We start from the raw sequence: 14,042 nt of genomic DNA, 5'->3' as shown, positions 1-14,042 counted from the left end.
AGTCAGGGGCCGACTTCGTCGTCGAGAATCGCGAAAAGCTGACTCTCGGTGGCGGTGGAGATGTCGTCGTCGAACGCGTCCTCGGGAGGCAACAGGAGCGGAGCCGGCGACGGGCCCGTCGCGGTGCTCGACAGGCTTTCCAGCCGGGTGATGAGCTGCGCCCTGTCGCCGGGACTCAGGTCGGGCGCCTTGAGCAGTGCCTGCAGTTCGAGGACGATGTCGTTGAAACGGGCCATGCGATCGGGCGGCGTGGCAGTCGCCCCTTCGGGGGAGCTGGTGGCCAGCTGGACGTCGAGGTGTTCGGCAAGCGCGCCGGGCGTGGGCTGGTCGAAGATCAGCGTGGGCGAAAGGGTAAGCCCGGTGGCAATTTTCAGCCGGTTGCGCAGTTCGACCGCGGTCAGCGAATCGAAGCCGAGGTCGCCGAACGCGTCGTCCGCGTTGACGTCCGCGGTGCTGTGGCCCAAGACGGTTGCCGCGTTGCTGCAGACCAGTTCGACCAATTCGCCGTGCCGCTGTTCGGGGGTCATGCCCTCCAGGCGTGCCCGCAGGCCCGTCAGGGACACCATGTCGGTGTGCTCCAGGACCCGGCGTGCCGGCCGGGTCGCCAACTGGCTCAGCAACGGCGGCAGCGTGTCGCGGTGATGCGCCAGCGCTCCCCTGTCCAGTCGCGTGCCCACCACCATGGGGTGTTCGGTGAGCAACGCGGCGTCCAGCAGCTCCAGCGCCTGCCGAGTGGACAACGCGCTCAGCCCGGCCCGGCTCATCCTGGCCTTGTCACGCTCACCGAGGTGTCGGGTCATCGTGGAGGTCTCCTCCCACATCCCCCAGGCCACCGACAGGCCCGGCAGCCCGTGAGCCCGGCGATGCGCCGCCAGCGCGTCCAGGAAGCTGTTGGCGGCCGCGTAATTCCCTTGACCCGGCGCACCCACGATGCCCGCCATCGACGAAAACGCCACGAACGCCGACAAATCCAGCTCTTTGGTGAGCTCGTGCAGATTCCACGCCCCGTCGACCTTGGCGCGCAGCACCGTATCGATGCGCGCGGGCGTCAACGATGCGATCACCGCGTCGTCGAGCACGCCCGCCGCGTGGAACACCGACCGCAACGGGTACCGTTCCGGCACCTGCGCCAGCAACGCCGCGACGGCGTCCCGGTCGCCGACATCACACGGCACCACGGCCACCGCCGCCCCCGCCTCGCGCAATTCGGCGGCCAGCTCGGCGATACCGTCGGCACGTTCACCGCTGCGGCTGACCAGCATCACGTGGGGCACCCGGTACCGCTCGACGAGATGCCGCGCCACCGCCGAACCCGCCATGCCGGTGCCGCCGGTGATCAACGCGGTGCCGCCGGCCAGCCCGGCGGGCCCATTCGGCAGGGTGAGCACGACCTTGCCGATGTGGCGCGCCTGGCTGACGAACCGGTAGGCGTCGGCCGCGCTCCGCGCGTCGAATGCCTTGACCGGCAACGGCCCCAGGTTTCCTCCGGCGAATAACCCCATCAGCTCCGCCAGCATCTCGGCGATGCGGTCGGGGCCGGCCTCCATGAGATCGAACGCCCGATACGTCACCCCGGGGTGGGCCGATGCGACGGCATCCTGGTCGCGCAGGTCGGTCTTGCCCATCTCGATGAAGCGGCCGCCGGGCCCCAGCAGACGCAGCGACGCATCGTTGAACTCCCCCGCCAGGGAGTTGAGCACCACGTCCACGCCGCCGCCGAATTTCTGTTCGAAGTCAAGCGTTCGGGAGTCCGCGATGTGGTCGTCGTCGAATCCCATGGCGCGCAGGGTGTCCCACTTGCCGCGGCTGGCGGTCGCGAATACCTCGGCGCCCCAGTGCCGCGCCAGCTGCACCGCGGCCATGCCCACCCCGCCGGTGGCGGCGTGCACCAGCACCCGCTGCCCGGCGCGCAGGCCTGCCAGCACCCGTAGCCCGTAATAGGCCGTCAAGAACACCACCGGCACGGCCGCGGCCTGCGCCATCGACCAGCCCTGCGGCACCCGGGTCACCAACCGGCGATCGACGGCCGCCTCGGAGCCGGCCAGCCCGAAGATCCCCAAGACCGCGTCCCCGACGACCAGATCCGTCACGCCCGCGCCGAGTTCGGTGACGATTCCCGCGCCCTCGGCGCCCAGCTGCGCGGCGCTCGGGTACATGCCCAGTGCCACCAGCACATCGCGGAAGTTCACGCCGGCGGCGGCGACCGTCACCCGCACCTGACCGGCCTCCAATGACGCCGGCGCGGACTCCTGCACCGCCAGATCCTCGAGCGTTCCCGCGTCGCCGGCGGCCAGCCGCCACACCGACGGCGGGTCGGGCAGCCGCAGCAGGGGCCGCCGGTCCGCCGGCTTCAGCCGGGCGCTGTAGGCCACGCCGTCGCGCACCACCAATTGTGGCTCGCCACAACCGATCACCGCTGAGATATCGAGGGTTCCGTCGGTATCGACCAACACCACACGGCCCGGGTGCTCGGCCTGGGCCGAGCGCGTCAACCCCCATACCGCGGCACCCGCCAGGTCCGCGACGTCCTCGCCCGCCAGGCCCACCGCCGCGCGCGTCAGCACCACCAGGACCCCGGCCGCCGCACCCGTCAGCCAGGCTTGCAGCGCGCCCAGGGCCTCGTGGGTCGCGCTGTACACGGAGGTGACCGCGCCCGAGACCGCCGACGGTGACTCCCAGACGGTGAAGTCCTCACCAACATCGTTGCCGGGCAGCGAGACCGGCGACCACACCACGTCGAGCAGCTCGCCGCTGCCGGCGCGGGAAGCCACGGCCGCGGTCAACTGATCGGCCGAGACGGCTCGCGTCACCAGCTCGCGCACCGACAAGACGGGCAGCCCGGATGAATCGGCCAGCTCGACCGACACTGCGCCTGCGCCGACCGGCGCCAGCCTGACCCGGACCCGCGATGCGCCGGCGGCGTTCAGACTCACCCCCTGCCACGAGAACGGCAACACGGTCTCGATCCGTTCGTCGGCGGCACCCAGCGCATGCAGCGCCGCGTCCAGGAGCACCGGATGGATGCCGAAGCCAGCGGTCGACACCCCGGCCTGCTGCGGAAGCTCCACCTCGGCGAAAGTCTCGCTCCCCCTTCGCCAGACGGCCCGCAACCCCTGAAAGGCCGGACCGTATCCGTAGCCCCGGGCCGCCAGGCCGTCGTAGGCGCCGGTCACGATCACCCCGTCCGCACCCGGCGGCGGCCACACCGACAGGTCTGCGCCCGGTGCGGGCGGACCGTCGCTCAGCACACCTTCGGCGTGCAGCAGCCAATCAGATTGCGCCGCACGCGAATACACGGCGACCGAGCGGGTTCCCGCCGCGCCGGCCGCGGCCACCACCACCTGGAGCTGCACCACCCCGGCCGCCGGCACCGACAGCGGCGCGGACAGCGTCAACTCCTCGATCACAGAGCAGCCGACCTCGTCGCCGGCGCGCAACGCCAACTCGACGAAGCCGGCCCCCGGAAACAGCACCGTGCCGGCGACCGCGTGGTCGGCCAACCATGGCTGAGCGGCCAGCGAAAGCCGGCCCGACAACACCACACCGCCGGAATCCGGCCGGTCCACCACCGCGCCCAACAGCGCGTGCTCGGCCTCGGCCAGGCCCAGGCTGGCGATGTTGGCCGAACCCACCGAATCGCCAGACAGCCAAAAGCGCCGCCGCACAAAGGCATACGTCGGCAACTCGACACTCCGGGCGTTGGAGCCGGCGAACGCCGCCGCCCACCGCACATCGGACCCCGCCGTGAACAGCTGACCCGCCGCCCGCAGCACCGACTCCACTTCGGGGCGGCCCTTGGCCATGGTCACCACCGAGGTCGCCCGGTCGGTCGTCAGGGATTGCTCCACCGCGGACGTCAACGCCGCCCCCGGACCCACCTCCAGGAACACACCGGCGCCGAGGGATTCGGCCAGCTGCACCCCGTCCACGAACCGCACCGGGTTGCGCACGTGGTCCACCCAATACCCGACGGTCCCATAGTCGGGCCCGGCCAGTTGCCCGGTCAGGTTGGACACCAGGGCGACCCGCGGCTCCCCCGCCGACACCTGCGCCGCCACCGCCGCGAAGTCCTCCATCATGGGCTCCATCAACGGCGAGTGAAACGCGTGCGAGACCGCCAGCCGGTGCACCCTCGCGCCACCGGCCGCAAGCCGGTCCGCGACCGCCGCCACCGCGTCCTGAGCACCGGAAAGCACCAGCGATTGCGGGCCGTTCACCGCAGCGATGCTCACGGCACCGTTGAGCAGGGGTGCCACGTCCGCTTCCGTCGCGGTCACGGCGACCATCACGCCGCCGGTGGGCAGCCCGGCCATCAACCGGCCGCGCGCCGCCACCAGCCGAGCCGCATCGGGCAGCGACAGCGCCCCGGCCACGCACGCCGCGGCGATCTCCCCCACCGAGTGGCCGATCACCACATCCGGTGTCACACCGAAGGACTCCCACAACGCGGCCAACGCGATCTCCAGCACGAACAACGCCGGCTGGGCAAACTCCGTGCTTTCCAACAACTCCGGGTCGCCGCCCCACATGACCTCACGAAGCGGCAACCGCGCATGGGCGTCGACCGCCGCGGCGGCCTCGTCGAAAGCCCGGGAGAACTCGGGGAAACGCTCATACAGTTCGGCGCCCATCCCGAGCGACTGCGAGCCCTGGCCGGGAAAGACGAACACCCGCTTGCCCACCGACCGGCTCCGGCCGACCAGCACGCCCGGGTCCGGCCGCCCGGACGCCAGACCCGTCAACCCCACCGCCAGGTCGGCGCGGTCGGCACCCACCAGCACCGCCCGGTGCTCGAAAGCCGCCCGGGTGGTCGCCAGCGACCACCCCACGTCGACCGCCCGCGCGCCCTCGTCGGCGCTGAGCCGATCCAGCAGTCGTTGCGCCTGACCGGCCAGCGCCTCGGGTGACCGGGCCGAAACCACCCACGGGATCACCGGATTCGGCGTCGCCGCTACCGGTTCGGCCTCCAGGTCGAGTTGGGTGGGAGCCTGCTCGACGATCACGTGCGCGTTGGTGCCGCTGATCCCGAACGACGAGACGCCCGCCCGCCGTAGCCCGCCGTGATCGGGCCACGGCTGCGCCTCGGTCAACAGCGACACCGCGCCGGCCGACCAGTCCACATGCGGCGACGGCATGTCCACGTGCAACGTCTTGGGAATCACCCCATGCCGAATCGCCTGCACCATCTTGATCACCCCGGCCACCCCGGCGGCGGCCGAGGTATGCCCGATGTTCGACTTGATCGACCCCAACCACAGCGGCCGGTCCGCCGCGCGATCCTGACCGTAGGTCGCCAGCAGGGCCTGGGCCTCGATGGGATCCCCGAGCACCGTCCCGGTTCCGTGGCCCTCGACCACATCCACGTCGGCCGCCGCCAGTCCGGCGTTCGCCAATGCCGCCCGGATCACCCGCTGCTGCGACGGCCCGTTGGGCGCGGTCAACCCGTTCGACGCGCCGTCCTGATTCACCGCCGTGCCGCGCAGCACCGCCAAGACGGGATGCCCCAGGCGGCGCGCGTCGGCGAGCCGCTCCAGCACCAGCACGCCCGCGCCCTCCGACCACGAAGTCCCATCCGCCGCACCGGCATACACCTTGCAGCGACCGTCGGGAGCCAGCGCGCGCTGGCGGCTGAACTCGACGAACGCCGCGGGTGTGGCCATGACGGTCACGCCACCGGCGAGCGCCAAATCGCATTCCCCGGACCGCAGCGACTGCGCGGCCAGATGCATGGAGACCAGCGACGACGAACACGCCGTGTCCACCGACACCGCCGGGCCTTCCAGGCCCAACACGTAGGACACCCGGCCCGAGGTCACGCTCAGCGTCGAGCCGGTCAGCCCGTAGCCCTCGAGTTCGCCCTTCACTTCGCCGCCATAGCCGGCGTGGATGACCCCCGCGAACACTCCGGTCGACGAGCCCCGCAGCGCGAAGGGGTCAATGCCCGCGCGCTCCAACGCTTCCCAGCAGATCTCCAGCATCATCCGCTGCTGGGGATCCATGGCCAGCGCCTCGCTTGGCCCGATGCCGAAGAACCCGGCGTCGAAGTCGCCCGCGTCCTGCAGGAAGCTGCCCTGCCGCGTGTACATCTTCCCCTTGGTGTCGGGATCGGGGTCGTACAACCCTTCGACGTCCCAGCCGCGGTCGGCCGGGAAGTCCGAGACCGTGTCACGGCCCTCGATCACCAGTTGCCACAGGTCTTCCGGCGACTCGACTCGACCGGCATAGCGGCACGCCATGCCCACCACGGCGACCGGCTCGGAAAGCCGGCCCTCCAATTCCGCTACGCGCCGCCGGGTCCGCCTGAGATCCGCCGTGAGGCGTTTGAGGTAGTCGACGTGCTGCGTGGTGCCCGGCATCGTTGCTCCTTGTGGGGTGTCAGCGGCCGAGTTCTTCATCGAGGATCGCAAAGAGTTGGCTTTCGGTGGCGGCGTCGAGGTCGTCGTCGAGGGGTTCGGCATCGGAAAGATCGCCCGGCGCAACCGAAGCGAACAGGTTGTGCAGGCGGGCCCGCAGCACCGACTTGTCGTCGGCATCCCAGCTGGACGCGCCGAGCAGCGCCTGCAGTTCCCGGGTGATGTCGTTGAAGCGACCCATCAGGTTCGGCTGATCGTCGGTGCCGGCCAGCTGGGTGTCCAGATGCGTCGCCAGCACCATCGGTGTCGGATAGTCGAATATCAGCGTCGGTGAAAGGGTAAGGCCCGTGGCATTTTTGAGCCGGTTCCGCAGCTCGACGGCGGTCAGCGAATCAAACCCCAGGTCTTGGAACGCGCGGCCGGCGTCGATGTCCGCCGGATTGGGCACGCCGAGCACCATCGCCGCGTTGCCGCGAACCAGGTCGACCAGCTCGCGCTGTCGTGCGTCGGGGCTCAGGCCGTGCAGGCGTGCCGAAAGCCCGCTCGTCGAGGCGGCGACCTCCGTGTCATCGATGACGCGCCGAGTCGGACCGGCCACGAGTTCCCGCAGCAGCCCGGGCAGCGCGGCGATGTTGTCGGACAGGGCGGCCCGGTCCACTCGGGCGGCAACCAGCACCGGGCTGTCGAGCAGCATCGCGGCGTCGAACGCCGCCAGCGCCTGCTCGGTGGACAGCGGAGCCAGCCCGATCCTGCTCATCCGGGCCTTGTCGCGGTCGCCGAGGTGCGCGGTCATCGCCGACGCCTGCTCCCACAGGCCCCAGGCCAGCGACAGGCCCGCAAGTCCGTGGGCGCGCCGGTAGGCGGCCAGCCCGTCGAGGAAACTGTTGGCCGCCGCGTAGTTGGCCTGTCCCGGGGTCCCCACAATCCCGGCCATCGACGAAAACACCACGAACGCGGAGAGATCCAGGTGGCGGGTGAGCTCGTGCAGGTTCCAGGCCCCGTCGACCTTGGCGCGCAGTACCGCGTCCACCCGATCCGGCGACAGCGACGAGATCAGTCCGTCGTCGAGAATGCCCGCGGCGTGGACGACTCCGCGCAGCGGATATTCCGCCGGTATCCCGGCCAGCATCGCCGATGCCGCTTTCGCATCGGCGACATCGCAGGCCACCACCGACACCTGCGCGCCGGCCTCCTGCAGCCCGGCCACCAGATCGGCGACGCCGGCGGCCCGGGCCCCGGTGCGGCTGACCAGCACCACGTGGGCTACTCGGTAACGGTCGACGAGGTGGCGGGCCAGCGCCGAACCCGCCATACCGGTGCCGCCGGTGATCACCACGCTGCCCCCGGCCAGGCCGCCACCACAGCCGCTGAGCACCTCGCCGGGCCCCGACGGAAGCGTGAGCGCGACCTTGCCGATGTGGCGTGCCTGGCTGACGTACCGATAGGCCGCCGAGGCGCAGCGCACGTCAAAGGTCCTCAGCGGCAATGGTTTCAGGGTGCCGTCAGCCAGCAGTCCCACGATCTCGGTCAGCATCGCCGCGGTACGGTCGGGGCCGGCCTCCATCAGGTCGAACGCCCGATACCGCGCGCCCCGATACTGGTCGGCGACGACGCGCGGGTCACGCACGTCGGTCTTGCCCATCTCGATGAATCGGCCGCCGGCAGCCAACAGTCGCAACGACGCGTCGGTGAACTCGCCCGCCAGGGAGTTGAGCACGACGTCGAATCCGGTCCCGTTCGTGGCACCCGAGAATTTCGCCTCGAACTCCGTCGTGCGCGAATCGCCGATGTGGTCGTCGTCGAAACCCATCGCGCGCAAGGTGTCCCACTTACCCCGGCTGGCGGTGACGAACACCTCGGCGCCCCAGTGCCGCGCGAGCTGCACCGCGGCCATGCCCACCCCGCCGGTGGCGGTGTGCACCAACACCCGCTCGCCGGCGCGCAGCCCGCCCAGCACCGACAGCCCGTACAGCGCCGTGAGGAAGACCACCGGCACCCCAGCGGCGGCGACCAGCGAAAGCCCCGGCGGCACCGGGGTCACCACACGCTGATCCACCACCGCTTCGGAACCGACGACCCCCAGCAAGCCCATCACCGCGTCACCGACGGCCAGACCGGTCACGTCCGGCCCGACCTCGACGACCACGCCGGAGCCCTCGGCTCCCAGCTGACCACCGCCCGGATACATCCCCAGGGCCACCAGGACATCGCGGAAGTTCACCCCGACCGCGGCCACCGCCACCCGAACCTGCCCAGCAGTCAAATCCGTTCGTGGGCATGGGCTTACGACCAGGTCCTCCAGCGTTCCCTCCCCGCCGGCGTCCAGCCGCCAGCCCGCGGAGGGTAGCCCGATCGCGGCGCGCGCCGGCCGTAACCGGGCCGCATACGCCACACCCTGACGAATCACCACCTGCGGCTCGCCACAATCGATCACCGCGCCGGCGTCCACCGAGCCGTCGGAGTCGATCAGCATCACCCGGCCCGGGTGCTCGGCTTGCGCCGACCGCACCAGTCCCCACACGGCGGCGCCGGCCAGGTCCGAAACATCCTCCCCGGCGAGGGCGACCGCCCCGCGAGTCTGCACGGCCAGCATCGCGCCGCCTTCGTCGCGCAACTCCGATTGCAGCGCCACCAGTATCTCGGTGGCCGCGGCGTGCACCGCCTTCACCACGTCGCCGCCATGATCGCCGAGTTCCCACACCGTGACGTCGGCGCCGCCCGCGGCGCCGACCAGCGCGATCGGCGACCATGTCACGTCCAGCAATCCCTCGGAGCGCTGCGCGGGACCCGCCGCCGTCAGCTGCCCGGCCGAGACCGGGCGCATCGCCAGCGACCGCACCGTGAGCACCGGAAGTCCCGTCCCGTCGGCCAAATCCACCGAGACCGCGCCGGCGCCGGCAGGGGCGATCCGGACCCGCGCCCGCGACGCACCCGATGCGTGCAGGGACACACCCTGCCACGAGAACGGCAACACGGTCTGGTCCTGCTCGGTGACGGCGCCGACCGCATGCAGCGCGGCATCCAGGAGCACGGGATGCACTCCGAAGCCACCGTCCTGGGCGCCCGAATCGGGCACGGCGACCTCCGCGAAGATCTCGTCCCCCCGCTGCCACATGGCCCGCAGACCCTGGAAAGCGGCACTGTATTCGTAGCCCCGCCGCGCCAGGCGCGCGTAGGCGCCGGTTACGTCCACCGCGGTGGCCCCGGCGGGCGGCCAGACCGAAAGGTCCGCGGCCGGTGCCGCGGAGCCGGGCCGCAATGCGCCCTCGGCGTGCAGCACCCAGTCCGAATCCGGCTGGGCGCCGGCCGAATACACCGACAACCGCCGCACGCCCGTCTCGTCGGCCGCGCCGACCACCAGCTGTACCTGTACGCCCCCGGCGGGGGGTAGCAGCAACGGAGTTGACAAGGTCAGCTCGTCGAGCACCCCGCAGCCGACCTCGTCGCCCGCGCGGATGGCCAGCTCGACGAACCCGGCCCCAGGAAACAACACGGTGTCCCCCACCGCATGATCGGCCAGCCACGGGTGATCCGCCGTCGACAACCGGCCGGTCAGCACAACACCGCCGGAATCGGGCCGTGGCACCACGGCACCGAGCAATCCGTGCTCGGCGGCGGCCAGGCCCAGGGTGGCGACGTCTTGCGACCCGGTCGACCCGCCCGGGAGCCAGAAGCGTTGCCGGACAAAGCCGTATGTCGGCAGGTCGACCGCCCGGCCACCCATGCCGGCCATCGCGGCGCGCCAGTCCACGGCCACGCCCGCGACGTGGGCTTGGGCGACCGAGAGCCAGAAGCGGTCCAGACCACCGTCATCGCGGCCCAGCGACGGGATGACACATGCCCGCTCGCTGTCGGGCATGGTTTCTTCGACGGCGGCCATCAACACCGGATGGGGGCTGGATTCGATGAACGCCCGATAGCCCGCCTCGCACGCTTTGCGCACCGCACGCTCGAATTGCACGGTGCGCCGGATGCTTTGGAACCAGTAGTCGACGCTCAGGCCCGCGGTGTCCATCGGCTCACCGGTGACCGTGGAGAAGAAGGCGACCGCGGCGGACCGCGGCTGGAGTCCGCGCAGCGCGTCGGCGAGGGGCTCGCGAATCGAGTCCACCTGCGCGGAATGCGATGCGTAGTCGACGTCGATCCGGCGGGCGCGAACGTTCTCGGCGTCGCACCGTCGCATCAGGTCGTCCAGTGCGTCCACCTCACCGGACACCACCACCGCGCCAACACCGTTGACGGTCGCGATGTTCAGTCGCTCACCCCAGCCGGCGATCAGCTCCTCGGCCCGCGGCAGGCTGCACGCCAACGAGACCATGCCGCCCCGGCCCGACAGCTGCACCAGCAGCCGGCTGCGCAGCGCGACGACGCGGGCGGCGTCCTGGAGCGACAGCGCCCCCGCCACATAGGCGGCCGCGATCTCGCCCTGCGAATGGCCGATCACCGCGTCGGGGACCACCCCCACCGAGCGCCACAGTTCCGCCAGGGACACCATCACCGCCCAGAGCGCCGGCTGCACAACGTCCACCCGGTCCAATCCGGGTGCGCCCGGGGCGCCGCGGATCACGTCGATCAGCGACCAGTCGACGTATTCGGCGAGCGCGTGAGCGCAGCGCTCCAGGTGCTCCGCGAACACGGTTGAACTGTCGAGTAATTGGGCGCCCATGCCGGGCCACTGCGAGCCCTGACCGGGAAACACGAACACCGTCTTGCCCACCGGCTGCGCGCGCCCCGTCACCAGGCCGGCACCCTGCTCAACGGCCGCCAACGCCGTCAGCCCACGCAACAACTGCGCACCGTCGGCGCCCACGATGACCGCCCGGTGCTCGAAGCTCGACCGCGTCGCGACCAGCGACCAGCCCACGTCCAACACCCGCACCCCGGGATCGGCCTTCACGCGGGCCAGTAGCCGCGCCGCCTGGTTGGCCAGCGCCTCACCCGAGCGGGCCGAGAGCACCCACGGCACCACCACGTCATCACCTCGGCGCGCGACGCTTTCCTGCTCCGGGACGTACTGCTCCACGATGACGTGCGCATTGGTGCCGCTGATGCCGAACGAGGACACTCCCGCACGGCGCGGCCGGCCCACCGCCGGCCAGGGCCGCTGCTCGGTCAGCAGCGACACCGCACCGGCCGTCCAGTCCACGTGCGGCGTTGGCTCGTTCACGTGCAACGTCTTGGGCATCACCCCGTGGCGGATCGCCTGCACCACCTTGATCACCCCGCCGGCGCCCGCGGCGGCCGAGGTATGGCCCATGTTCGATTTGATCGAACCCAACCACAACGGTTGATCCGCCGGCCGGTCCTGCCCGTAGGTGGCCAGGACCGCTTGAGCCTCAATCGGATCCCCGAGCGTGGTGCCCGTGCCATGACCCTCGACCAGATCGACATCGGCCGTGCCCAGCCGCGCATCGGCCAGCGCCGCCCTGATCACCCGTTGCTGCGACGGCCCGTTGGGCGTCGCCAGGCCGTTGGACGCGCCGTCCTGGTTCACCGCGGACCCGCGTATCACCGCCAGCACCGAATGCCCGTTTCGCCGGGCGTCGGCCAGCCGTTCCAGCACCAGCACACCGACGCCTTCGGAAAACCCGGTGCCGTCGGCGGCGCCCGCGTATGCCTTGCACCGGCCGTCGGCGGCCAACGCGCGCTGCCGGCTGAACTCGATGAACATCGCCGGTGTGGCCATCACCGTCACCCCGCCGGCCAGCGCCAGGTCACACTCGCCGGAACGCAGCGACTGCGCCGCCAGGTGCAGGGCCACCAACGACGACGAACAGGCCGTGTCCACCGACACGGCAGGCCCTTCGAACCCCAGCGAGTAGGCCACCCGGCCGGAGGCGACGCTGAGCGTCGAGCCGCGCAGGCCGTATCGCTCCAGGTGTCCCGGGACCCGGCCCTGCCCGCCGTAGGAGCCGTGGAATATCCCGGCGAACACACCGGTCGCCGACCCGCGCAGGGTGGCGGGATCGATACCGGCCCGCTCCAGCGCCTCCCAGGACACCTCGAGCAGCAGGCGCTGCTGCGGGTCCATGGCCAGCGCCTCGCTGGGGGCGATCCCGAAGAACGCGGCATCGAATTCGCCGACATCCGAAAGGAACCCGCCGCACCGCGCGTACGACTTGCCCACGGCGTCGGGATCCGCATCGAACAGACCGGCCAAGTTCCAGCCGCGGTCCCCGGGAAACTCCGAAACCACGTCGCGGCCGTCAGCCACCATCTGCCACAACGCCTCTGGCGAACTCACACCGCCCGGGTACCGGCAGCCCATGCCGACCACCGCCACCGGTTCGGCCGCACTTTCCGCTAACAAGGCCAAGTATTCGCGGTTCTCGCGCTTGAGCCGCTCGGTTTCTTTCAGCGATTGGCGAAGAGCCTTGATCAGCTCTTCGGTGTTGCCGTTCATCGAAGGCGGCCTCTCGTGTCAATCACGGCGATACTCCCGCGATGGGTCTGTCCCACGCCGGGGCCGGTCCCATCGCCACAAACTTTCAAGCCCAAGAAGCGACGCCTTGCGGTAGAAGTGCACGGGCGAAAATCAGTGCCACCGCAACAACACCAATTCGGAACAGAATCCTGGACCCATCGCGAGCATCAGGCCGGGGCTTTCACTCGGCGGCGGCTTGGCCATGGTGTCGCGCAACACATGCAACACCGACGCCGACGAGAGGTTGCCGATCTCGCCGAGCGAACGCCAGGTGAGTTCGAGTGCCTCGGGTGGCAGGCTGAGCGCCGCGTTGATGGCCTCGATGACCTTCGGGCCGCCGGGGTGGCTGACGAAGGCGCCGATGTCGGCCGTGGTCAAGCCATGCGCCTGAAGGAACTGGGTGACATCGGTTTCGATGTATTGCTCGACGACGGCAGCGACGTCCTTGGACAGCACCAACTCGAACCCGGTGGCACCCACGTCGAAGCCCATGGTGCGCAGCGAGTCGGGATACAGGTGGCTACGCGAGTCGAGGACGGTGGGCCCGCTGGGATCCAGTTGTTCGGCGCGGCGCTCGCCGACGGCCACCACCGCCGCGGCACCGTCGGCGAACAGGGCGCTCCCGACCAGGCCGGCCAGCGACGGCGTGTACCCGGGATAGGTCAACGAGCACAGCTCGACGGAGATCAGCGCGGCCACGGCGTCCGGTGCGCCGCGCAGATAGTCGTTCACGCGGGCCACACCGGCGGCGCCGGCGACGCAGCCGAGGCCGAACAGCGGCACCCGCCGCACGTCGTCGCGCAGGCCGAGCTGGGCGGCGATCCGGGCGTCCACGGAGGGCACGCTGAGGCCGGTGACGGTGGTGGTGATGAGCGCGTCGACGTCCCGCGGCCGCAGTCCCGCCTCGTCGAGAGCGCCGGACAGCGCTTCGCAGCCCAGCTTCACCGCGTGCTCGGTGAAGATCCGGTTGGCCATGCCGAAGTCGGTCAGCGCGGGGTACTGCTCCAGCGGCAGCACCAGGTGGCGGCTGCCGACCTTGGCGCTGGCGTGCAGCTGCCGGACGATGTCTTCGTAGCCCTCGAACTCCGGGATGCTGACGAAGAAGTCGGTGAGCTCACGCTGGGAATATCGGTGCGGTGGCAACGCACCGAAGACGCCGGCGACGACGCTCATTGTTCTTCCACCCCTTGGTAACGAGGACCTGGCCCCACACGTTCAAGCGGATCGCTTTGAGCCCGAATTCTAGTGTGCACGTCACGGCACGT

Annotated in this window: 3 protein-coding genes; all 3 read right to left on the bottom strand. The window is 70.8% G+C overall.

What is annotated here, in order from left to right; translation table 11 throughout:
- Nucleotides 1-2: 2 nt before the first annotated feature.
- Complete coding sequence (locus tag AC5Y4H_RS17605; RefSeq protein WP_499983545.1) at nucleotides 3-6,356, bottom strand: SDR family NAD(P)-dependent oxidoreductase; 6,354 nt, start codon at nucleotides 6,354-6,356, stop codon at nucleotides 3-5.
- Nucleotides 6,357-6,375: 19 nt separating this feature from the next.
- Nucleotides 6,376-12,756, bottom strand: a complete 6,381-nt coding sequence (locus tag AC5Y4H_RS17600; protein WP_499983544.1) for an SDR family NAD(P)-dependent oxidoreductase — start codon at nucleotides 12,754-12,756, stop codon at nucleotides 6,376-6,378.
- Nucleotides 12,757-12,888: 132 nt separating this feature from the next.
- Nucleotides 12,889-13,950 carry a type III polyketide synthase gene (locus tag AC5Y4H_RS17595; protein WP_499983543.1) on the bottom strand — a complete coding sequence of 354 codons (1,062 nt, stop codon included), beginning with the start codon at nucleotides 13,948-13,950 and terminating at the stop codon, nucleotides 12,889-12,891.
- Nucleotides 13,951-14,042 lie beyond the last annotated feature (92 nt).

The organism is Mycobacterium sp. NGS58 (genome assembly GCF_059812385.1).
This window is presented reverse-complemented; position numbering and strand designations above follow the sequence as displayed.